The organism is Rhodanobacter sp. TND4EL1, from assembly GCF_054061035.1.
Genome location: NZ_JBSSDT010000001.1, coordinates 603899 through 625348 on the forward strand (window position 1 = coordinate 603899; position 21450 = coordinate 625348).

The 21450-nt window shown below is 64.5% G+C and carries 20 protein-coding genes; 5 read left to right on the top strand and 15 right to left on the bottom strand.

What is annotated here, in order from left to right; genetic code table 11:
• Positions 1–45 precede the first annotated feature (45 nt).
• On the top strand, positions 46–1845 hold the full coding sequence (locus ACVWWQ_RS02810; protein ID WP_133950140.1) for an aminopeptidase P family protein: 1800 nt from the start codon (positions 46–48) through the stop codon (positions 1843–1845).
• 45 nt (positions 1846–1890) lie between these two features.
• On the opposite strand, the gene ACVWWQ_RS02815 is transcribed toward ACVWWQ_RS02810, so the two are convergent.
• The 6 genes from ACVWWQ_RS02815 to ACVWWQ_RS02840 all read right to left on the bottom strand — a co-directional run bounded on the left by ACVWWQ_RS02815 (position 1891) and on the right by ACVWWQ_RS02840 (position 8210).
• Positions 1891–2841: a cysteine synthase family protein gene (locus ACVWWQ_RS02815; protein WP_133950138.1), complete on the bottom strand. Its 951-nt coding sequence runs from the start codon at positions 2839–2841 to the stop codon at positions 1891–1893.
• A 1-nt stretch (position 2842) separates the two neighbouring features.
• The gene (locus ACVWWQ_RS02820; protein ID WP_133950136.1) at positions 2843–3184 is read right to left on the bottom strand and encodes a carboxymuconolactone decarboxylase family protein; all 342 of its coding nucleotides are present in this window, start codon (positions 3182–3184) and stop codon (positions 2843–2845) included.
• 54 nt (positions 3185–3238) lie between these two features.
• Entirely contained in the window at positions 3239–3451 is a 213-nt protein-coding gene (locus ACVWWQ_RS02825) for a hypothetical protein (protein WP_099652005.1), read from the bottom strand.
• Between the two features lie 79 nt (positions 3452–3530).
• Positions 3531–4508 carry a lipoyl synthase gene (gene lipA / locus ACVWWQ_RS02830; RefSeq protein ID WP_133950134.1) on the bottom strand — a complete coding sequence of 326 codons (978 nt, stop codon included), beginning with the start codon at positions 4506–4508 and terminating at the stop codon, positions 3531–3533.
• 103 nt (positions 4509–4611) lie between these two features.
• A complete protein-coding gene (locus tag ACVWWQ_RS02835) occupies positions 4612–7320 on the bottom strand; it encodes an EAL domain-containing protein (RefSeq protein WP_133950132.1) in 2709 nt (902 codons plus the stop codon).
• 113 nt (positions 7321–7433) lie between these two features.
• The gene (locus ACVWWQ_RS02840) at positions 7434–8210 is read right to left on the bottom strand and encodes an iron-containing redox enzyme family protein (protein WP_099652003.1); all 777 of its coding nucleotides are present in this window, start codon (positions 8208–8210) and stop codon (positions 7434–7436) included.
• A 387-nt stretch (positions 8211–8597) separates the two neighbouring features.
• On the opposite strand from ACVWWQ_RS02840, the gene ACVWWQ_RS02845 reads away from it, so the two are divergent.
• The gene (locus ACVWWQ_RS02845) at positions 8598–10826 is read left to right on the top strand and encodes a penicillin acylase family protein (protein WP_133950940.1); all 2229 of its coding nucleotides are present in this window, start codon (positions 8598–8600) and stop codon (positions 10824–10826) included.
• A gap of 80 nt (positions 10827–10906) precedes the next feature.
• Here the strand turns inward: ACVWWQ_RS02845 and bla are convergent, their stop codons facing one another.
• The 5 genes from bla to ACVWWQ_RS02870 all read right to left on the bottom strand — a co-directional run bounded on the left by bla (position 10907) and on the right by ACVWWQ_RS02870 (position 14610).
• Positions 10907–11797, bottom strand: coding sequence for a class A beta-lactamase (gene bla, locus ACVWWQ_RS02850; protein WP_133950130.1), 891 nt, complete (start codon positions 11795–11797; stop codon positions 10907–10909).
• Between the two features lie 102 nt (positions 11798–11899).
• Positions 11900–12604, bottom strand: a complete 705-nt coding sequence (locus tag ACVWWQ_RS02855; RefSeq protein WP_133950128.1) for a glutathione S-transferase N-terminal domain-containing protein — start codon at positions 12602–12604, stop codon at positions 11900–11902.
• A 60-nt stretch (positions 12605–12664) separates the two neighbouring features.
• Positions 12665–13069 carry a baeRF12 domain-containing protein gene (locus ACVWWQ_RS02860; protein ID WP_133950126.1) on the bottom strand — a complete coding sequence of 135 codons (405 nt, stop codon included), beginning with the start codon at positions 13067–13069 and terminating at the stop codon, positions 12665–12667.
• A gap of 139 nt (positions 13070–13208) precedes the next feature.
• Positions 13209–14348, bottom strand: coding sequence for a DUF1615 domain-containing protein (locus ACVWWQ_RS02865; protein WP_133950124.1), 1140 nt, complete (start codon positions 14346–14348; stop codon positions 13209–13211).
• 85 nt (positions 14349–14433) lie between these two features.
• The gene (locus ACVWWQ_RS02870; protein ID WP_166669728.1) at positions 14434–14610 is read right to left on the bottom strand and encodes a hypothetical protein; all 177 of its coding nucleotides are present in this window, start codon (positions 14608–14610) and stop codon (positions 14434–14436) included.
• A 147-nt stretch (positions 14611–14757) separates the two neighbouring features.
• Between ACVWWQ_RS02870 and ACVWWQ_RS02875 the strand changes: the two genes are divergently transcribed.
• Complete coding sequence (locus ACVWWQ_RS02875) at positions 14758–15564, top strand: NAD-dependent protein deacetylase (protein ID WP_133950122.1); 807 nt, start codon at positions 14758–14760, stop codon at positions 15562–15564.
• 44 nt (positions 15565–15608) lie between these two features.
• On the opposite strand, the gene ACVWWQ_RS02880 is transcribed toward ACVWWQ_RS02875, so the two are convergent.
• The 3 genes from ACVWWQ_RS02880 to ACVWWQ_RS02890 all read right to left on the bottom strand — a co-directional run bounded on the left by ACVWWQ_RS02880 (position 15609) and on the right by ACVWWQ_RS02890 (position 18276).
• Complete coding sequence (locus ACVWWQ_RS02880) at positions 15609–16091, bottom strand: YybH family protein (protein ID WP_457383292.1); 483 nt, start codon at positions 16089–16091, stop codon at positions 15609–15611.
• 50 nt (positions 16092–16141) lie between these two features.
• Entirely contained in the window at positions 16142–16717 is a 576-nt protein-coding gene (locus ACVWWQ_RS02885; RefSeq protein WP_133950120.1) for a TMEM175 family protein, read from the bottom strand.
• 95 nt (positions 16718–16812) lie between these two features.
• Positions 16813–18276 (bottom strand): dihydrolipoyl dehydrogenase, encoded by a 1464-nt coding sequence (locus ACVWWQ_RS02890; RefSeq protein ID WP_133950118.1) that lies wholly within the window; start codon positions 18274–18276, stop codon positions 16813–16815.
• Positions 18277–18565: 289 nt separating this feature from the next.
• Between ACVWWQ_RS02890 and ACVWWQ_RS02895 the strand changes: the two genes are divergently transcribed.
• Complete coding sequence (locus ACVWWQ_RS02895; protein WP_133950116.1) at positions 18566–19009, top strand: SRPBCC family protein; 444 nt, start codon at positions 18566–18568, stop codon at positions 19007–19009.
• A 38-nt stretch (positions 19010–19047) separates the two neighbouring features.
• Here ACVWWQ_RS02895 and ACVWWQ_RS02900 read toward each other — a convergent pair whose 3' ends face one another.
• A complete protein-coding gene (locus tag ACVWWQ_RS02900) occupies positions 19048–20085 on the bottom strand; it encodes a serine hydrolase domain-containing protein (RefSeq protein WP_166669741.1) in 1038 nt (345 codons plus the stop codon).
• A 543-nt stretch (positions 20086–20628) separates the two neighbouring features.
• Here ACVWWQ_RS02900 and ACVWWQ_RS02905 point away from each other — a divergent pair.
• The gene (locus ACVWWQ_RS02905; RefSeq protein WP_133950112.1) at positions 20629–21417 is read left to right on the top strand and encodes an alpha/beta hydrolase-fold protein; all 789 of its coding nucleotides are present in this window, start codon (positions 20629–20631) and stop codon (positions 21415–21417) included.
• Positions 21418–21450 lie beyond the last annotated feature (33 nt).

Below are 21450 nucleotides of genomic sequence, written 5' to 3' on the forward strand. Positions count from 1 at the left end.
TCGCGACCGGTGAAACCGCCGCCGGTGCCCTGCTAGCATGAACGGATGAACAGCCCCATCCCCACCCGTCTTGCCGCCCTGCGCGCGGTCATGCAGCAGCATGGCGTCGCCGCCGTGCTGGTTCCCAGCGCCGACCCCCATCTTTCCGAATATTTGCCAGCCCACTGGTCTGCCCGCGAGTGGCTGTCCGGTTTCAGCGGTTCGGCGGGCACCTTGATCGTGAGCCGTGACGAGGCCGGGCTGTGGACCGACTCGCGCTACTTTTCCCAGGCCGAGCAGCAACTGGCAGGCAGCGGCATCCGCCTGATGAAGCTGCGCGTGCCGCATACGCCAGAACACCTGGAATGGCTGCAGCAACACCTGCACCAGGGCGACGTGCTGGCCGTAGCCGGCGACAGTGTTGCGGTCACCACCTGCCAACAGATCGAGAAACATCTGGCCGTCAGCGGTGCCACCGTGCGCACCGACCTGGACTTGCCCGGCGCCATCTGGCCGGATCGGCCCGCCCTGCCGCAGGCGAAGGTGGTCGAACACGACCCGGCCTACGCCTGCATCGCGCGCACCGACAAATTCAGCCGCCTGCGCAAGGCGATGCACAAGCTCGGCGCCACCCATCACCTCGTTTCCAGTCTCGACGACATCGCCTGGCTGACCAACCTGCGCGGCAGCGACGTGGAATGCAACCCGGTATTCCTGGCCCATCTGCTGGTGCAGACGGATCAGCGTGCCACCCTCTTCGTGGGCCGCTCGAAGCTCAATGACGCGCTGGTCGCGCGACTGGCTGCCGACGGCATCGGCATCGCCGATTACGCCTCGGTCACCTCGGCACTCAATGAACTGGGCCCGGCCGACCATCTGATGCTGGACAGCGGTCGCGTGGTCGACACGATTGCCGCCGCCATCCCTCCTGCCGTGACCCGCATCGAGCAAGCCAATCCCAGCACCGCGTTCAAGGCGGTGAAAAGCGCGGACGAACTGGAACACATCCGCGACGTGATGCGCCGCGACGGCGCCGCGCTCGTGCGCGGCTTTCGCCGTCTGGAGCAACGCCTGGCTGCCGGAATGACCGTCACCGAGCTGGACGTGGACAGCGTGCTGCACGAAGAACGTTCGGCCCAGCCGGGCTGGGTCGGCGAGAGCTTCGCCACCATCGCCGGTTACCAGGCCAACGGCGCACTGCCGCACTACCGCGCCACGCCGGAATCACACAGCACACTGCATACGAAGGGCCTTCTGCTGGTCGATTCGGGCGGGCAGTACCTCGGCGGTACCACCGACATCACCCGCGTGCTGGCCCTGGGCGAAACCACCGCCGAGCAGCGCCGCGACGCCACCCTGGTCATGAAAGGCATGATCGGCCTGTCGCGCGCGCGCTTTCCCAAAGGGGCCAGCGGCCCGCAACTCGACGCGCTGGCGCGGGCGCCGCTGTGGGCTGCCGGCATGGATTACGGCCACGGCACCGGTCACGGCGTGGGCTATTTCCTCAACGTGCACGAAGGTCCGCAGTCCATTCGCCCGCCGGTGGCCGGTGGCGCCCTGGTGGCGTTGCAGCCGGGCATGATCAGCTCGATCGAGCCGGGCCTGTACAAGCCTGGCCGTCACGGCATCCGGCATGAAAATCTGTCGGTCGTGATCGAAGCCGAACAGAGCGAATTCGGCGAATTCCTCGGCTTCGAAACGCTGACCATGTGCCCGTTCGACCGCCGCGCGCTGGAGCCGGTGCTGCTCAATCCGGAAGAGCGCGCGTGGCTGGACGACTATCACGCCGGTGTCCGCGCGGCGCTCAGCCCGTTGCTGGAAGGCGCCGATCTGGACTGGCTGAACCGGCACTGCGCGCCGCTATAGGTCCTTCGAAAGTCCGGCTTCCCGCTGCAGGAGCGGCCGGACCATTCAGCGAAAGTGCGTGGCGTCTACCTCGCCGGGCGCCACCTGCATGAAGTATTCGTGCAGGTATTTCTCGCCCTCGTCGCAGAACGCCGTCACCACCGTCCGCAGCTCGGGAAAGCTCTGACGGATCCGTTTGGCCGCCAGCAGGTGCGCGCCAGAGCTCGGCCCGCAGAACAGGCCATGGACTCGTGCCAGCCGCTTCATCTCCGCCACGGCATCGGTACTGGACACGCTGAGCACCTCGTTCACCAGGCTGGCGTGCCGCTGGAAGATACCCGGCACAAAGCCGTCCGAAATACCTTCGATGGTATGCGTGGCGATTTCACCGCAGAGGATGGTGCACGATTCAGATGGCTCCATCGCGAACAGCCGCACGTTCGGATTGACCGCGCGGAACGCCTGACCCACCCCGATCAGCGTGCCGCCGGTGCCCACGCCAAGCACCAGCGCATCGGGCAATTGGCCGGCGGGCAGCTGCGACAGGATTTCCGGCCCCAGGATCAACCGGTTTTCCTCGACGTTCCACTCCGACTCGAATTGGGCCGGCGCGAAATAGCCAGGCTGCTGGCCGAGTTCGCGAGCCCGTTTCAGCGCCTCGTTGACGTGGAAATTTCCGCAAAACAGCACCTCGGCGCCAAACGCGCGCGAGATCGCCACCCGCTCGCTGGACAACCCCTCGGGCATCACCACCAGCATGCGATAGCCCTTGACCGCAGCCACCATCGACAAGGCGTTGCCGGTGTTGCCGCTGGTCGCCTCGACGATCGTGTCGCCGGGCTTGAGCAGGCCTTCCGCTTCGGCACGCTCGATCATGTACTTGGCGATGCGCGCCTTGATCGAGCCCGAGGGATTGAGGAATTCGAGTTTGGCATGGATACCCTCGATCTCCAGCAGCGGCGTGTCGCCTACTGCGTCAAGGATATTTGCGGAAACGCCGGTAAAACGGGTCGCCATGTCAGCCTGCTCCGTGCGTGTGTGACATCACGTCCAGCGCCAGCGTGGAGTGCGCATAGGCACCTCCGGCACGCATCTCGGCGGCCACCCAGATCGCTTCCATGATCTGTTGCTCGCTGGCGCCCCGCTTCAGCGCCTCTGCGGTATGGCTCTTGATGCAATAGGGGCACTGGGTGACATGCGCCACGGCCACCGCGATCAGTTGTTTGGTGACATTCGGCAACGCGCCATCGGCAAACACGGCCGCACTGAAGGCCTTGAACGCCTTCAGTGGCTCGGGCGCCAGTTCACGGCGTTTGCGCGCGGTTTCCGCCGTGGATGGCGGGTACATCGATGCGTCCATTTCATCCTCCTCGTGGCATGGGCAATTCAACTGTGCAAGGTGTCATCGAGCCGATCAACGCGGCGACTGCGCCGTCCCCTGCACCCAGCCGGGCGGATCGCTGGCAGGAAAACTCTGCGCCAGTTGCTCGTCGATGCGTTGCTCGCGGGCGCGCACTTCTTCGGCACTGCACTCTTGCGACGGGCTGGAATCCGCGCCGCCGGCAGGCTCGATGGAGCCGGCGTGGATGAGGTTGGTGCGGAAGTGATGTGGCAAACGGATTGGCATGGTCGTGACTCCCATCGTCGAACGATGAATCAACTGCCGCACACCGGTGCGGCGCCGACCGCGACGACCGCGCCCTGGCTCACAAACCCAGGTTGTTGTGCTCCAGCACGCGCTCGGCGCGATAACTTGAACGTACCAGCGGCCCGGCGACCGCCTCCAGAAAGCCCTTGCCCAACGCGAGTTCGCGGTAGTGGCGAAATTCGTCCGGGGTGACGAAGCGCTGCACCGGCAGGTGATGCGGACTCGGCCGCATGTACTGACCCAGCGTAACCACATCGACGTTGGCATCACGTATATCACCCAGCGTGCGCTCGATTTCCGCATCGGTTTCGCCCAGTCCGAGCATCAGGCTGGTCTTGGTCAAGGTCTTGGGCGCGTGCCGTTTCGCGAAAGCCAGTACATCCAGCGTCTGCTGGTAGCCGGCTCGCGGGTCGCGCACCGGATGGGTCAGCCGCTCGACCGTTTCCAGATTTTGCGCGTAGGTGACCAGACCCGCGTCCAGCACCGCGGCCACCGAATCGAGTTTGCCGGCGAAGTCGGGCGTCAATGCCTCGACCGAGGTTTTTGGCGAGCGTTCGTGGATCGCCCTGATGCAGGCGGCGTAGTGGACAGCGCCACCGTCAGCGAGGTCATCGCGGTCGACCGAGGTCAGCACGACGTACTTCAGTCCCATCAGCGCCACTGCATCGGCGACCTGCAGGGGTTCCAGCGGATCAAGCCAACCTTGCGGGTTGCCGGTGCTGACCGAACAGAACTTGCAGGCGCGCGTGCAGACCGACCCCATCAACATCAATGTCGCGGTGCCGCGCCCCCAGCACTCGGCGATGTTCGGGCACTTCGACTCGGCACATACCGTATTCAACTTGTGGCTGCGAACGATGTCGTGCACCGCTTCGTACTGCATGCCTGACGGCAGCTTCACCCGCAGCCACGGCGGCTTGCGCTGCACGTCTGGCATGCTGCTGGCGGCATTCGGTCGAATGCCGCCCTTTACTGCACGACTACCCTGGGGGCTGGTGAACTTGCTTCCGTCAGGAATGCATTCGCGACTGGTCATGGCGGCATGGCTGGAAGAGATGCCATGAAGTGTCCTGCGAGTGGCTTTCGCGCGCACTGACACAGATCACGTGCTCTCGGCAGGCACCTTGCGCTGAAGCAGGTCAGCTGCGTTTCGGTGGCACCAGTTTCAATTTTGCGGGCGCCGACGACTGACTGGGGCACAGCAAGTGACGCACCTCGTCCGGCTGCAGTGGCCGGGAATACAGATAGCCCTGCCCCTCGATGCAGCCACTGCGCAACAGGAAATCGTGCTGCGCCTCCGTCTCGATGCCCTCGGCGATGGTGATCAGGCCAAGACTCTTGGACATCACCAGCATCGCTTCGGTGATCGCCGCGTCGTTCGCATCCCCGGGCAGGCCGGTGACGAAGGATCGGTCGATCTTCAGATAGGCCACGGCCGGCAGTTTCAGATACGCCATGGAGGAATAGCCCGTACCGAAGTCGTCAATGGCCACCTCGATGCCGAGCGTGTGCAACGTCTGCATCGTGCGCTCGATGTCATCGCCCAGGCGCAACATCGCGCTTTCGGTGATTTCCAGCAGCAGGCGGCTTGCCGAGAGCTGGCGCGACTGCAGCGCGCGACTGACTCCGTCGACAAACGCAGGGTGACCAAACCATCGGGCGGAAATGTTCACCGCTACCCGGATCGGCGGCACTCCGGCCAGATCCCACGCCTGAATCTGGGCGCAGGTGGTCTGCATCACCCATTCGTCGATGCGCCGGATCAGGCCAAGCCCTTCCGCCACCGGGATGAACTCGCCGGGCAGGATCTCGCCCCGCTCGGGGTGCTGCCAGCGCAACAAGGCTTCCACCGCGACGATGCGACCGGTACGCAGCTCCACGCTGGGCTGGAACACCAGATGGAACTCGTTGCGTGCCAACGCCTGACGCAACTCGGTAGCCAAGTGCAGGCGCCGCCGCGTGTCGGCGTGCATCATCGGTGTATAGAAACGGCAGGCGTTGCGCTCCTCCGCCTTCGCCGCATACATGGCTGCGTCGGCGTTCGCGATCAGTGCCGCCGCGTTGGCGCCATCCAGCGGGTAGCCGGCGACACCGATGCTGGCGCTCAACACGATTTCGTAATCGTCGATCAGTATCGGCTCGGACAGGCTGGCCAGCAGGCGGTTGACAATGATGCGGGCGTCTTCGCGCAGGATCAGCCGCGGGATCAGCACGGTGAATTCATCGCCGCCGATGCGGCCGGCCACGTCGCCATCGGAAAGCTGTTGCCGAATTCGCTCGGCGACCTTGACCAGCAGGCGGTCGCCGATGGCATGGCTGTAACTGTCATTGACGATCTTGAACGCATCCAGATCGATGAAAAGCACCACCGCCGCCAGCCGTTCGCGCTCGGCCACCGCGATCGCCTCGGCGCAACGTTCTTCGAATTCGGCCCGGTTGACCAACCCGGTAAGCGGGTCGTGCCGAGCCAGATGCTCCAGTCGCTGCTGGGTCGCCTTGGCTTCGTGGATGTCGGTACAAACGGCCACGAAATACTGCGGTAAACCGTCGGCATCGCGAATGGCGCTGATGCTGAGATGCTCGGGATAACGGCTGCCGTCATTGCGGCTGCTCCACACTTCGCCGCTCCAGTTACGACCGGCGGCCACGCTGTCCCACAGCGACTGCGGCAACGTCTTGCCGTCGGGCAGACGACGGAATTCGTCCAGTCGCTTGCCCTGCAGGCTCTGGCTGGAAAAGCCGCTGAGCCCGGCATGGGCTTCGTTGGTGGAAATCACCCGCCGTTCCGCATCAGCAATGATCACGCCTTCGGCAATGCTGGCCAGCGCCTCTGACGCGATGCGCCGCTCCTGCTCCATCTTCACTCGCTCGGAGACGTCGCGGATGATCGCCTGAAGCACCGGCCGGGTGCCCCATCGGGCCACGCTGGTCTGCAACTCCACCGGGCGCTTGTTGCCATCCTGGCCGAGCAGCAGGTTGTTGGCCGCCCTCCCGGCCTGATGGCCAGCCATGGACTGCTTGAAAAGATGAACAAAGCGGTCGCCGATCAGCTCGTCCGCGCTTCGCCCGGTCCAGCTGCACGTGGTGCGGTTCACATCGAGAATGCGCCCGCTGGATTCGTCGATCATCACGATCGCGTCGGTCGCACTGTCAAACAGCAGCCGATAGCGTTCTTCGCTGCCCCGCACGCTGGCAAGGATCCGCCGTGCCATGTCCAGCCACAGCAGCGCCGCGATCAGGGCCGTACCCAGCACGCCCCAAAACAGTACCCGGCCCATCCAGACCGCGCCGTCGGCAATCTTGCGCGAAAACACGGTGCTGCGCGGTTCGATGTAACTGTTGATGGCGTGGATGCGTTGCCGCTGGCGTGCTACCTCCGCTCCGTCCACGGCACCGGCGGCGTAACCCGCGTCGAGCGCCTCGGCAATCGTGTTGAGGTCCTGGATGGAGGCATCGGTGGAGCGCCAGGCATCCAGCGCATCGCGCAAGTACGGTGCGCGGGGAAAGTGGTGCAGGATGAAAATCACACCGGGGATCGCAATGTTGACGGTGTTGCTGCGGTGAAGCTCCGCCACCACCTCGTCGTGGTCATATTTCCCGGAAAGGATCTGGTCGCGTGCCGAGCGATCCGCCATCAGCACGGAATAATTTCTTCGATAGTCGGCGAGGTCCGCAGGCGCGCCGGAGACCGCGTAGCTCTCCAGCGCAATCAGGCTCTGCTTCTGCGCCTTGGACCAAATGCTCTCGCCGTTCAGAAAACCGGCGAGAGCCACCTGCAGCTGCAGCGCCCCCCAGGTCAATGCCAGGATCAAGACCAGCAAGCCCACCAGGCCGTAGACAAGCGGCATCAGGCGTCGTGACAACGGTCTTTGCAAGCTGAGTTGCGAACTGCGCATTGCGTCCCTGGGTTCAGGATTGGCACGTCACGTTCTGGCAAGACACTGCCCGAAACCTGGATGACTCAGGCTGCGGCTTCGTTCATCACATCCAGAACACGATGCGGTTTGACGCAGCGATCAGCAAGAATCCGCATGCTGGTGTAGCTGCGCTTGATGCACTCGCCGATATGTTTCACATCGTCGGCGGAGGGTTCCGTTCCCAGCAGTGTACAGACAATCTCCAGGGCCTCCCACGGGTGGGTATCGTCGTATGCCGCGTGCAACTGCAGCCAGCGCAACGTGCCGGGCCGGCTCTTTTCCGGAAAACGCTCGGCGTAACGCTGGTTTTCGTAGATCAACTGCGACCACTCGCCGGTGGCACCTTCGACCGCATAGTTGGTCGCCGCGATGCCTGCGGCCAGGCTGTCCGTCCGGCTGACATCCTCGCACCAGTTGGCCAGCGTTTCCGTGCCGTGCGGCGCCATTCCGTGCAGCACCTCCTCACGCGCCACCCCGGCGCCTTCGGCCCAGGCGAGCCAGTACTCGGCGTGGTTCTGTTCGACGCGAATGTTGCGCACCAACCAACGTCGCGCCAGGTTGTCGCCGGCACTGCGACCGAATTGCGTTTTCAGAAGACTCTGCGCCATGTAGGCCGGAAAGCGTTCGATGACGGGCCAGATACCCACCATGAAGTTCCTGGTTCCGGCCTCGCCCAGGCTGCCATCGGCCATCGCCTCCCACAGCGGATGCTCGATGACGCTGCGCTTGGTGCTTTCGCAGTCGGCCACCATGTCACGGGCCCACTGCGGGTAGCTGGTCAGCTCGGTCTGCGGGCCGGTCAGTTTGAATTCGTTGTGCATTGCGTTCTCCTCGGATTGGGCGGTTCAATGAATTGCTGCGTGGCTCGACCGACATCGGAAACCCGAAGTCGGTCGCTTTCCCGGTACGGACAAGCCCACACCGGAAATTCTGGATTCGTTGTGATGGAGAACACCGTGCGGTGCAGCTTCCCTGCAACGTTCGGCCGCAACAGGAAAACACTGCGGCAGGAGGTTCGGCGACCGGACCAAGATGCCGCAGTTTCGTCCGGAATGGTTCGATCAGCCTGATCAAGGCCCATGGCCCGTGCCGCTGGAAGTCGGGGCTCGCCACACGCCGTGACGCAACGCAGGCTTTGCATGGATGTTCCAGTAGTGATCAACTCCACCGGATACGGCGGCACCAACAAACCCGGGGATGGCAGGCTGATGCGCGCAGACACCTTGAACACCTCATGCCGGTCAACTCGTTGCCGGCGGTGGATCGGACTGATCCTGGGCATGACCCTGTGGATTCCTTGCCTGACTGCCCAGACGCAGTCCGCGTCGACCGACCATGCACGCTGGAAAAGCCAGGCGCAAACCGTGACGATCACTCGTGACGATTGGGGCATTGCCCATGTGCATGGCCGGACCGATGCCGATGCCGTGTTCGGCATGGCTTATGCGCAAGCCGAGGACGACTTCAACCGGGTCGAAACGAATTACCTGAATTCGCTGGGCTGGCTCGCCCAGGCTGAAGGCGAATCGGCGATATGGAGCGACCTGCGCCAGCAGTTGTTCATCGATCCGGCCGTGCTCAAGGAACAGTACGCGAAGAGTCCGGCCTGGCTGCAAGCCCTGATGAACAGCTGGGCGGACGGCCTGAACTACTACCTGGCCACGCATTCCGACGTGCATCCACGCGTGATCCACCGGTTTGAACCGTGGATGGCGTTGAGCTTCAGCGAAGGCAGTATCGGCGGTGACATCGAACGCGTCTCGCTGGATTCGCTCGCCGCGTTCTATGGCAAAAACGGCACGACACTGGCCCGCGTGGAAACGCCTTCCAGCTGGGTCGAACCCACCGGCTCGAACGGTTTCGCGATCGCGTCCAAGCTCACCGCCGATGGCCATGCACTGCTGTGGATCAATCCACACACCTCGTTCTTCTTCCGTTCCGAACTGCAGATGTCCAGCGATGAAGGACTGGATGCCTACGGCGCGGTGACCTGGGGCCAGTTTTTCATCTACCAGGGTTTCAACCCGCACATCGGCTGGATGCATACCTCGACCGGTGCCGACGTGGTCGACGAGTTCGCCGAAACCATCGTGCACAAGGGCGACCAGTTGTTCTATCGCTATGGCAAGGCACTCCGACCGGTCACGTCGCGCACCATCAAACTGCGCTACCGCGCAAAAAACGGCTCGCTGGCCAGCCGCACTTTCACTGCCCGGTTCACCCATCACGGACCGATCGTGCGCGCGGCCGATGGCAAGTGGGTCGCCGTCGCGCTGATGAACAAGCCGATGGCGGCGCTGGAGCAAAGCTGGCTGCGCACCAAGGCCAGCGACTATGCCAGCTACCTGAAAGTGGCCGAACTCAAGGCCAACTCTTCGAACAACACGATCTTCGCCGATGACAAGGGCGAGATCGCGTACATGCATCCGCAATTCATCCCGAAACGCGACGACCGTTTCGACTACACCAAGCCGGTCGACGGCAGTGATCCGGCCACCGACTGGCAGGGGTTGCACGCATTGGATGAAGCGCCGCATCTGCTCAACCCGCCGAATGGCTGGATCATGAACACCAACAACTGGCCCTACTCCGCCGCCGGCAAGTTCAGCCCGAAGCAGAAGGACTTCCCGCGCTACATGGACACCTTCGGCGAGAATCCGCGCGGACTCCACGCCACGCGCGTGCTGGACGGCGTACACGACTTCACCAAGGCATCGCTGATCACCGCCGCGTTTGATTCCTACCTGCCGGCCTTTGCGCGGCAGCTTCCCGTACTGATCGCCGATTACGACGCGCTTCCCGCCTCCGATCCGCTGCGCAAAGAACTTGCCGGCCCGATCGGGCTGCTGCGCCACTGGGATTACCGGTGGGGCGTCGCCTCGATGCCCACCTCGCTGGCGGTGTTCTGGGGCGACACGTTGTGGGATGAAGTGAGCAAGGCCGACACCGCCGAGGGTCTGTCGATCTATGACGTGATGGCCGAGAAGGCCGGCCCCAAGGCGCGACTCAACGCCCTGGTGGAAGCTTCCGCGCGACTGCAGAAGGACTTCGGCAGCTGGGGAGTGCCATGGGGCGAGATCAACCGCTTCCAGCGCAACGACGGCGCCATCGTGCAGACCTTCGACGATGCCAGGCCGAGCATCCCGGTACCATTCGTGTCCTCACGCTGGGGCTCGCTGGCCTCGTTCGGTGCCCATCGCTGGCCCGGCACCAGGCGCTATTACGGCACCAGCGGCAACAGCTTCGTTGCCGTGGTCGAGTTCGGTCCGAAAGTCAGCGCGCGCGCGATCACCGCAGGCGGCGAAAGCGGTCATCCGGGCTCGAAGCATTTCAACGACGAGGCCGAGCGCTACACCACCGGCAACCTGCGCACGGTGTATTTCTGGCCGGAGCAACTCCAGGGACATACCGAACGGGTCTATCGCCCGGGTGATTGAGGCGAAGCGATCGCGCGTCCTCGCGCGCGATCGCACCAACCCGCCCGGCCGCAGCCCGCATGGAAGCGGTGGATGTTCCCTCAGAGGCTGGCCGTGATGCGTCCGACCTCGGCCAGCACGCGGACGCTGGTCGCCTTGTCCGGTGTTGCAGGCGCGTAATACGCGGTCACCAGCATGGGCGCACGCCGGGGCGGCCACAAAATCGCCACGTCATTGCTTTCGCCCTGCGCGCCGCTGCCGGTCTTGTCACCGGCATCCCAGCCTGCAGGCAGTCCACCGCGCAGCTTGTCCAGTCCCGTGCTGCAAGCACGGAGCCACCCGATCAGACGTTGCCGCGAGACGGCGGCAAGCGCATCACCCAGCAGCAGCGCACGCATGTCGCCAAGCATGGCTGCAGGCGTGGTGGTATCGCGCAGGTCGCCCGGCCCGCCCACGTTGAGCTCCGGCTCGATCCGGTCAAGCCGGGTCAACGGGTCACCCAGCGTGCGCACGAACGCGGTCACCACCGCCGGACCGCCGAGACTGGCCAGCAGCAGGTTTGCGGCGGTGTTGTCGCTCATCGTGATCGCGGCCTCGCACAACTCGCCAACAGTCATGCCATCGGCGCCGACATGGCGGGACGTCACGGGCGCCCATGCCAGCAACACCTCCTTGCCGTAGGTGATGCGCCGGTCCAATTGTTCCCGGCCCTTGTCCACGCGTCCCAGCACCGTGGCCACCGCCAGCAACTTGAACGTACTGCACATCAAGAAGCGTTCGTCCGTGCGATGGCCGGCCTGTTGTCCGCTGCCTGTGTCCAGCATCGATACGCCCAGCCGGCCGCCGTACTTGCGCTCCAACGCGGCCAGACGCCCAGCGGCCGCATCCACGCCGCGGACATCCTTTGGCGCCGGCATGGCGAACGCCATGCCATGCAACGGCAATGCTGCCGCACCCAGCAGGATGCCCTGCAGCAGGTTTCGACGATTCATCGGATCTCCTCGTGAGCAGGACGCCAGCCGTCCGGGATCACCGAGGCTAATGTTCCCGACAGGCGCACAACGGTCAGCAACAGGGCTAAATCATGGCAAGCATCAGTTGCGCGAGGGAATCGCCAAACCGCGCTGCACCGCCGGCCGCGCCAAGCCGCGGTCGAGCCAGGCCGCCACATGGGAAAAGCTGTCGAACGCCACCAGCTCGCGCGCCTCGTAGAAGGTCACCAGATTGTTGACCCAGCCCAGCGTGGCGATGTCGGCGATGCTGTAGTCAGCATCCATGATCCAGCGCCGTCCGTGCAGACGATCATCAAGCACCCCCAGCAAGCGCTTCGATTCCTTGACGTAGCGCTGCAGCGGACGCTTGTCCTCGTAATCCTTGCCGGCAAACTTGTTGAAGAAGCCGACCTGGCCAAACATCGGGCCGATCGATGCCATCTGGAAAAACACCCACTGGATGGTTTCCCACCGCCGCGCCGGATCAGCGGGGATGAACTGACCGGTCTTGTCCGCCAGATACAAAAGAATCGCACCGGACTCGAACAAGGCCAATGGTTCGCCCCCGGGGCCATCCGGATCGATCATTGCGGGGATTTTTCCGTTCGGGTTCAACGAGAGGAAGGCCGGCATGTGGCTTTCGTCGTTCATGATGTCGACCAGATGCGGCTCGTACGGCAACCCGGTTTCCTCCAGCATGATCGACGCCTTCACCCCGTTTGGCGTGTTCAGCGAATACAACTGGATGCGCTCCGGATGGGTGGCAGGCCAATGGGCCGTAATCGGAAAGTCGGAAAGTTGGCTCACATGGCACTCCTCGGGTATGGGTCAGGTGGCGCGGAACAACAGGCCCCGCTTCGGCGTCTTTCACCAGTCGGCTTTCAATGCGCGCTCGATGTCTTCCAACGGCGCATGGACCAGCGACTTGTTCAGCTCTTCCACCATTCTCTTGACGGTTTCCTCGTGCAGCAAGGGCCGCATCTGACCCAGCGTCTGCGGATCGGCGACAAGTACCAGGTGCGCGAACTCATTTTTCAGCGCGGCGGCATTCAACCTTCGGGCCAGTTGTTTAGCGAACGTGGCCTCGTCGATTTCCGAGGAAGTGCGTTCGGGCGGCTGGCGTCCAGCCGGTCCTTCGTTGGCAAGGTCCTTCGGCCCGATCACCTTGATCTGTTCAAGCGACACGGCCAGCCCGGTGCCGACATTGCGCAGCAACCGCGCCCCGCAACCGTCGGCGACCACCACCCATGCACCGCCAGGAATTTTCTTCATCGAGATCTCCTTTTTTGCACAACGCCCAAAGCGTGGCACCGTGACATCGACACTAGTCCGCCGGATGTAATACCGATGCATACGCAAGACGAAAAGACGCTCGATGGCTGAAGACCTGGCCCAGGCAGGTTCAGCTCCGTCACGGCCGGATCGAGCCGGCCCGTTGCATGCAGCGCTGCCAACGTTCGTCGACGCGCCTGGCAAACCAGGCCGTGGTGAGCTTGCGGGTGATCTTCGGGCTGTTCAGGGTGATTCCCGGCAACACCGCACGCGGCAACGGACGGCTCCCGACCTTCTCGGCCAGGGCAAACACCCGCCTGTAAAGCTGACCGGCCGCAAAATCCTCGCGTTCGCCCTGCAACAGCTCACGATGAATCGCCGCATCGCTCATCTGCAGCGGAACCGCGAGCGAGCGCACCGCCAACTCCGTCGCGCCCGTCGGATCAGCAACGCTCGCATCAGGCTTCATCAGATCGCCGTCCAGCGCTAATGGAATGCCGGAGGCAAGGCTCACCGCTTGCTGAAAAGCGGCATTGCGGCTGGCGTACCAGCCGGCGTTGAAATCGGCAAAGCGATACAGCGGCTTCGCATAGTGCACCGGATAACCCAGCAGGTGCGCGACACCGAAATACAACCCACCGCGACGGCTGAACACCTCATGGCGGATCGATCCTTCGACTGGATACGGGTAGTCCTGCGCATGCGCCTGGGCGAACGCAATGCTTACCTGCATCGGACCGGCGGTATGCACCGGATTGAGTTCGCCGAACAGACGCTTGCCCAGCGGCACCATGCCGATGAAGTCCTGGAAGATGTCGCTCAGCTGTCGTTCGGTGCGTACCGCGGCCAGTCGCTCGCTGTAACGTCGTCCATCGGGCGATTTCAGCCATAGCGCGGCATCGACCAGAAAACCCGGTATGTGTTTCGACGCCGCGCGACGATCCATTTCCTGGCGCGCGATCTTTCCCAGTCCGGGCACCACCGGATCGACCTGGAAGCCCGACTCCTGTTCGGCCACCGCCAATACCGAGCACAGGTTCACCGTGGTCGGTTCGATCCGCTGCGCCGCGAATGCCACCTGAATGTCGATTGCCCAGCCGCTGCGATCATTTACTTTGGCCGGCATCAACCGCATGACTTCCGCGCGTACCTGCGCGGGGCTTTGCCACGCGCCTTGTTGCAGCGGCTGGGAGGCGCAGCCGGCAAACAGCAGCGCCAGCAGGCAGATTGCCGTTCGCCACCGCGGACGAAAGGTCTGGTCGGAAACCGTCAACTTCATCCGGTCATGCTAACGCGGCGCCGCTTTCTGTCGAGTTCGGCGAGGCGTGGCCGGTGATTCACGAGCACCACCGGTGGCCGTGCGTTCAGATCAGCGGAAAGATCCAGTGCAAGGTGCCATACACCAGGATTTCGGCAATCACGAAGACGGAAAAGCCCAGGCAGAATTTCTCCGCCGGCTTTTCGTGCCAAAGCTTGTACGCATCGCGGTCGATCTTGCGCGCCGTGGCGGCCGCCCCTTCTCCAGTTCCGATCTGATCCATGTGCTCCTCCCTTCTACCCAAGACACGTCTCGACGGACAGGCACGCTGCACTTCACCTGCGCCATCATCACAACAAGGCCGGGCGGTGACAAGCCGGTACGCCGGCCAACCCTGTTGTTCCCACCAGCGTGCACCCATATTCCACCCATGACTCCACTCCAGCAATTCATCACCGATCACCCGCGCCTGTTCGTGCTGACCGGAGCCGGCTGCAGTACCGACTCGGGCATTCCCGACTATCGGGACCGTGATGGCCAGTGGAAGCGCACGCCGCCGGTCACCTATACGGCCTTCATGCACGAACCGGCCACGCGTCAGCGCTATTGGGCACGCAGCCTGGTCGGCTGGCGGCGCTTCGGCCACGCGCTGCCCAACGCGACCCATCATGCGCTGGCCGAACTGGAGCGACGCGGGCAGGTCGAATTGCTGGTGACGCAGAATGTGGATCGCCTGCACCAGCATGCGGGCAGCGAAAACGTGCTGGACCTGCACGGCCGGCTCGACCAGGTCCGCTGCATGAGTTGCGATGCGCGGCTCAACCGCGACGCCTTTCAGCAAATGCTGGTGGAACGCAACCCGGAATGGGCGTTGCTCGACGCCATCGACGCGCCGGACGGGGATGCCGACCTGGACGGCCACGACTTCACGTCGTTCGACATCCCGCCCTGCCCGCTTTGCGGCGGCCTCATGAAGCCGGACGTGGTGTTTTTCGGCGAAGCCGTGCCGCGAGAGCGCGTGGACGCCGCCGCGCGCGCCTGGCAGGCGGCTGATGCCGTGCTGGTGGTGGGGTCTTCGCTGATGGTCTATTCCGGCTACCGTTTCGTCGATGCCGCCGCACGCGCCGGCAAGCCGGTTGCCGCCGTCACGTTGGGCCGCACCCGTGCGGACCCGCTGCTGAGCCTGAAAGTCGACGCACCGTGCGACGAGTCACTGGCCTTTCTGCGCCAGTCCTGAGCTGTCGCCCGGCGACAGGCACACCATCGCCACGCTACGCGGACTCAGCTGGTGTGATCGAGGATGATCTTCCAGCCGTTCGGGGCTTTCTCCCACACCAGTGAGAACACGCCATCGTCCTGGGCAGCTTCGCCACGGGCCTGCCGGTCGAGATGGAAACGGCCCGTAACCACCGCATAACGCACGTCACCTTCGTTGCCAGGCAACATGCGCACGTCGAGATCGGAGAAGGTGAGCTTGCCCATCTGCTGTTTGCCGACGTAATGCTTGCGATAGCTTTCCAGGATCGCGCGATAGCCCTTGCGCACGCTGGTGCCCACGAAGGTGGTGTCGGGGGCATCCTTGTAGGCACGCATGAAGCCATCCACGTCGCCGCGGTTCCACGCGGCCTGCTGCTGATCCATCACTCGCTGGATCGCGCTTGTCTCAGCGCCAGAGACCGTCGTGCTGGCGACAGCGTTGACCGGTCCAATCAGACCCAGCACAAGCAGCGCCTGCCAAACCACGCGAATCATTGCAGTCTTCATGGCATCTCCGGAACGATGTCTGATGTGGATACGCATATTAAGCAGCGCCATCAATGACCGGTCATCTTCTCGATGCGCCGGTCCGGCACCAGCCAGATCAAGGCGGCCAGCGCGTAGACGAGCTGGCCTGTCCAGGGTCGCCAGAACGTCAGGGCAATCCCGATCAGGTAGATCAGTGGCGAGGACTTCCCCTTCCAGTCCGCACCGATGGCGTCGCGCAGCGTCGACTCGGTGCCGCCCGCGGCGATCAATACCTTTTCGAGTATCCAGTAGGCCACGGCGGCCATCAGCAGCACCGCCCCATACGCGGCGGCCGGCGCGGCGGCGAGGTGATTCTCGCCCATCCAGGCGGTGGCGAAGGGGAACAGCGACAGCCAGAACAGCAGATGCAGATTCGCCCAGAGCACGCCGCCGGATACGCGGTGGATGATCGAGAGCATGTGGTGATGGTTGTTCCAGTAGATGCCCACGTAGACGAAGCTGAGCACGTAGCTGAGCAGCACCGGCGCCAGCGGGCCCAGCGCGGCCAGCGTGGTGTCGTGCGGCACCTTCAGTTCCAGCACCATGATGGTGATGATGATAGCGATGACACCATCGCTGAATGCTTCCAGCCTGCCCTTGCCCACCCGATGTCTCCCGATCAAGAAGCCGGATCGCCGGCTGGCGCGCAGTGTGCCTCAGCCATCGTGCGGAAACATCCCGCGCGCGTCGCGCCCGCCGGCTATGCGCCGGGCCCGCAGTCGATGCAATGCAGCGGCGGTGCCGCGCCCATGCCGAGCGCCTTGAGCAGCTCGCGCAATGCGGTACGCAGGCCTTCCTCGATGGTCGGGTGGTAGAACGGATTCTGCAGCGTCTCGGCAACGGTCATGCGGGCCTGGATCGCCCAGGCCAGCAGGTGGGCAATGTGCTCGTTCTGCGGGCCGATCATCTCGGCACCAAGCAGCAGGCCGCTGCCCTGCTCGCCGTACACGCGCAGCAGCCCCTGGTTGACCAGCATCACCCGCGAGCGTCCCTGATCCTCGAAGGACACCTCGCCTACGGCGAAATCGACCCCGGCGGCCACCAGCTGCGCATGACGCTGGCCGGCGTAGGCGATCTGCGGGTCGGAAAACACGATACCCAGCGGCGTGCGGCGCGTGTGCCTGTAGACCGCCGGGTAGCGCGCGGCCTGCTCGCCGGCCAGGCGCCCCTCGTCGGCGGCCTCATGCAGCAGGACGCGGTCGGCATCCGCATCGCCGGCGATGAAGATGTGGCTGTCGCCAGCCCGGCTGGTCTGCGGATCGAATACCGGAACCCCTCGGTCATCGAGCTCCAGCCCGCTTCGATCCAGCGCCAGCATCTCCACGTTCGGCGTGCGGCCGGTGGCGACCAGCAGGTAATCAAAACGCTCGCTGCTCGCTGCGCCGCCCGGGTCGGTGAAGTGCACGACCACCGCCTGACCATCCCGCTCGACGCGTACGTCCTCGGCATGCAGGCTGAGCGGCAGTTCCGCGGCGATCAGCCGCGCGGCCACGGCGCGAACCTTCGGATCGCTGATCGCGGCAATCCGCCCGTCGCGACCGAACAGATGCACGCGCACCCCCAGCCGGTGCAGCGCCTGACCCAGCTCCAGGCCGATCACGCCGGCGCCGAACACCGCCACCGAGCCGGGAAGATCCTGCCAGTCGAAAACGTCGTCGCTGATGATCAGGCGATCCCCTGCCGCGCGGAGCGCCGCGGGAATCGGCGGCCGCGAACCGGTCGCGATGATGATGCGTCCGGCGCGGATTCGCTCGACCTCCGGCACGCTGCCGTCCACCGCGGGCGAGAGTTTCAGCACATGCGGGCTCTCGAACTCGGCATGCGCACGCAGCACGTGCTCGGCGCCGAAGTCCGCCACCGCCTCCAGCACGAAGCCGACGAAGCGATCGCGCTCGTCACGCACCCGCTTCATCACGGCGCGACCGTCGACCCTGCCGGCATCGCTGGCGATGCCGAACGCCGGCAGCGTGGCCAGCCGGTGCCGCGCTTCGGCCGCGGCAATCAGCAGCTTCGATGGCATGCAGCCGACCCTGGCACAGGTGGTGCCGAACGGGCCGCCTTCGATCAAGGCGATGCGGTCGGTGCGTTTGCGCGCTTCGCGATACGCGGACATGCCGGCGGTGCCGGCGCCGATGATGGCAATGTCGACGTCACGCATGCTCATGCTGCCTCCGCACGCCGTGTGTCGCCCCGCCCCGGCTGGGCACTTCGGTCGCCGTCGAAATGTTGATCATGGATGCCACCTTCCATCGCTTCCCGGACTGCCCGGGCCGTTGCCGGCCGGCCAGCGAACGCCTCTCAGGCTACTGCAAATCGCTCGGATGAAACCGGCAAGCCTGTCGACGGGATCGCTGTCGATGCAGTCGACGCGGTGCCGGAGCGAGGTTGTCGATTCTCTCCTCGACCGTTCGTTGCTTCCCATGAGGACTCCTCCTCCAGCCAGGGAAACTGCCATGTCCAACACCGTCCGCCTTCATCGCGTGCTGCGCGCGCCGGCCGAGCGCGTCTATCGCGCCTTTCTCGATGCCGAAGCCAGGGTCAAGTGGCTGCCGCCGAACGGCTTCACCGCCAGGGTGCATCATCTGGACGCCCGGGTCGGCGGTAGTTACAAGATGTCGTTCACCAACTTCTCGACGGGCCACAGCCACGTCTTTGGCGGCACTTATGTCGAGCTCACGCCGTTCGAGCGCATCCGCTACACCGACCAGTTCGACGACCCGAACCTGCCCGGCGAGATCATGGTGACCATCACGCTGAAGACCGTATCCTGCGGCACCGAACTGCACGTGGTGCAGGAAGGCCTGCCCGAGGTGATCCCGCTCGAGAAGTGCCATCTGGGCTGGCAGGAATCGCTGGTGCTGCTGGGCAAGCTGGTCGAGGTCGAGATTCCGGGCTGAGTCGCCGACGGCGTGCAAACGCCTGGCGCCGCCTTCCGTCAGTTGAGGGCGACGCTCAGATCGTTGACCAGCCGAACCAGCCCACGCATGTCGAAATTGGGCGGATCCAGGGTGGAACCCAGCCGCACGATCACCAGCTGTTGCGACGGCACGATGAGAATCCGCTGCCCGTTCAGGCCCGACGCGAAATAGGCATCGACCGGCATGCCGGGAATGAGGCGACTGCCGTCTGCCGCGGTGCCCGTATTGGTCCAGAAGCCGGAGCCGTAGAGGCTGTGGAGGGTCTGGCGGCTGGCATCGGCAACCCATTCCGCGGGAAAAATGCGACGACCATCGACCACGCCATCATCCAGGTACAACTGCCCCACACGTGCCCAGTCACGCGCCGACGCATAGATTCGGGTGGAGCCCACCAGGGTCTGCGCGCCATCGAACTCCATCAGCACATGCCGCATGCCCAGCGGAGCGAACAGTTCACGATGGGCGAAGCGGATCAGGCCGGGCGCACCGCCGCCGACCTTGTCGCGCAGCACGCCGGCAAGGATCAACGTATTGCCGCTGGTGTAATCCCACTGCGTGCCCGGCGGCACGCGCAGTTTTGCGCGGGCGGCGAATGCAGCCATGTCGCGTCGCAGGAACAACATCTCCGACACGGGGTCGAACCCGCTGTCGTTCTCCGCAAGGTCGAGTCCCGAAGTCATTCGCGACAATTGCTCAAGCGTGATGTCGTGCCGCGGGTCCGCGGGATCCTGCCAGGCTGCGACGGGCGCACGCAGCGCCATGTCCAGCCGTCCTTGCCGCACCAGGATACCGAGCAGCGCATTCACCACCGACTTGCTCATCGAGTAGCCCAGTTGCGGCGTCTGCGGACCAAAGCCGTCGGCATAGCGTTCGGCGATGACCGTGCCCCCATGCATCACCACAATGGCGTGCACGTGACGACGCGGGCCGCTGGCCGGCTCGGCAAACGCGCGTGCCAGCGCGGCGCTGATGGCCCGGTTCGGGCTAACCAGCCGGGGAGCTTCCGCCACCAATGGCGCCGATGCCGCAGCATGCGCCGCCTGCAGGGTGGCCACGTCGGGCGTGGTGGTGGGCAGTGCGCAACCGTAGTCCGGATACCAGGACGCCTCGGTGACAAAGCGGCCGCGCCAGCTGGCGGTGCTTTCCGCCGAGCAGTGTCGACTGTGTAATGCAGGTGCGGGAGCAGGATATGCATCCCGCGCAGCGGCGCGATGTTTTCGGCAAACGCCTGCGCAGGCGTCTGGCCTGAAACGAACACGTAAGCGCAAAGGGTCTGTGCCACATTTGCCGTGGCTACCCGCAAGGCACGATCCGGCCGCTTCCGCGCGACCAGCACGACAACCAGCAGCACGAGCAGCAGCGCCGCCGCCAGCACGACGCGGGCGGTCTTCTTGATGAGTGTCGACATGGACCTCCCTTGTGCGCGCACCATCCCGGACGGCGCCAGCCCCATGAAGTGCGCAGGCGCCTGATCACGATTGTGGCATCACCACAGGCACCTTCGGGCACCTGGCACGAGCATTGCGAACGCATTCCATTGCGAACACAGTGGGCACATCATCAGCCTTGTCCACCAGCATTCACCGAGCAGGTGCCGCATGCCGACCTTTCGACGAGCCCTCGTTCCGATGCTGCTTGCCAGCCTGTTGTCGCTGGTCGGCTGTGCCGCTGGCGGCGATGTCACCAAGCCGATACCCACCACGTTCATTGCCGCGCCGCAGTCCGCCCATCGATTGGTGGTGATGCTGCCCGGACGGGGCGACAGCCTGCAGTCGCTGACCAGCACCGGCATTGCCGGGATCATCCAGCAAAGCTGGCCCGATGCTGACGTGATTCTCACAGGGTTGACCATGCCGTTCTACCGGCAAGGCCGCGTGGCCCAAAGGCTGCACGACGAAGTGATCGCGCCCGCCCGGCGACCGGCGTATCGGCAGGTGTGGCTGGCCGGCATATCGCTGGGGGGCATGGGCGTGCTGTTGTATGACCGGGAGTACCCCGACCAGATCGACGGCTTGCTGCTTCTCTCGCCGTATCTCGGCGAAAAGGCCATTCACCAGCAGATCCGCGAAGCCGGCAGCCTCGCCGCCTGGCAAGCAGGGCCGGCCCAGCCGATCGGACCGGACACGTTCCAGCATGAGTTGTGGCGTTCCCTGCAGGGTTGGTCGCAACGTCCGCAGCGCTCACAATCGACCTGGCTTGCCTATGGCAGCGACGAACCATTCCGCCAGCCGATCGAACTGATGACACCGCTGCTGCCCGCCAGCCACGTCATCATGTTGCCGGGCAAACACAACTGGACCCTGTGGAAGCCGGCGATGCATGCGTTGCTGGAGCGCGCGGGATCACAAAGCCCGCTTGATGCCGTGCGCCGGGGCTCGGGCAAGTAGGTGGCGACGCTGGCCGCCGGCACTCACCGCGAC

Excerpts from the sequence above, each read along its gene's own strand:
- ACVWWQ_RS02835 (WP_133950132.1), bottom strand. The coding sequence starts at position 7,320 with ATGCCGCTTGTCTACGGCCTGGTGGGCTTGCTGGTCTTGATCCTGGCA.
- ACVWWQ_RS02840 (WP_099652003.1), bottom strand. The coding sequence starts at position 8,210 with ATGCACAACGAATTCAAACTGACCGGCCCGCAGACCGAGCTGACCAGC.
- ACVWWQ_RS02895 (WP_133950116.1), top strand. The coding sequence starts at position 18,566 with ATGTCCAACACCGTCCGCCTTCATCGCGTGCTGCGCGCGCCGGCCGAG.
- bla (WP_133950130.1), bottom strand. The coding sequence starts at position 11,797 with ATGAATCGTCGAAACCTGCTGCAGGGCATCCTGCTGGGTGCGGCAGCA.
- ACVWWQ_RS02860 (WP_133950126.1), bottom strand. The coding sequence starts at position 13,069 with ATGAAGAAAATTCCTGGCGGTGCATGGGTGGTGGTCGCCGACGGTTGC.
- ACVWWQ_RS02825 (WP_099652005.1), bottom strand. The coding sequence starts at position 3,451 with ATGCCAATCCGTTTGCCACATCACTTCCGCACCAACCTCATCCACGCC.
- ACVWWQ_RS02845 (WP_133950940.1), top strand. The coding sequence starts at position 8,598 with ATGCGCGCAGACACCTTGAACACCTCATGCCGGTCAACTCGTTGCCGG.
- ACVWWQ_RS02875 (WP_133950122.1), top strand. The coding sequence starts at position 14,758 with ATGACTCCACTCCAGCAATTCATCACCGATCACCCGCGCCTGTTCGTG.
- ACVWWQ_RS02815 (WP_133950138.1), bottom strand. The coding sequence starts at position 2,841 with ATGGCGACCCGTTTTACCGGCGTTTCCGCAAATATCCTTGACGCAGTA.
- ACVWWQ_RS02810 (WP_133950140.1), top strand. The coding sequence starts at position 46 with ATGAACAGCCCCATCCCCACCCGTCTTGCCGCCCTGCGCGCGGTCATG.
- ACVWWQ_RS02890 (WP_133950118.1), bottom strand. The coding sequence starts at position 18,276 with ATGAGCATGCGTGACGTCGACATTGCCATCATCGGCGCCGGCACCGCC.
- ACVWWQ_RS02820 (WP_133950136.1), bottom strand. The coding sequence starts at position 3,184 with ATGGACGCATCGATGTACCCGCCATCCACGGCGGAAACCGCGCGCAAA.
- ACVWWQ_RS02880 (WP_457383292.1), bottom strand. The coding sequence starts at position 16,091 with ATGAAGACTGCAATGATTCGCGTGGTTTGGCAGGCGCTGCTTGTGCTG.
- ACVWWQ_RS02905 (WP_133950112.1), top strand. The coding sequence starts at position 20,629 with ATGCCGACCTTTCGACGAGCCCTCGTTCCGATGCTGCTTGCCAGCCTG.
- lipA (WP_133950134.1), bottom strand. The coding sequence starts at position 4,508 with ATGACCAGTCGCGAATGCATTCCTGACGGAAGCAAGTTCACCAGCCCC.
- ACVWWQ_RS02865 (WP_133950124.1), bottom strand. The coding sequence starts at position 14,348 with ATGAAGTTGACGGTTTCCGACCAGACCTTTCGTCCGCGGTGGCGAACG.
- ACVWWQ_RS02870 (WP_166669728.1), bottom strand. The coding sequence starts at position 14,610 with ATGGATCAGATCGGAACTGGAGAAGGGGCGGCCGCCACGGCGCGCAAG.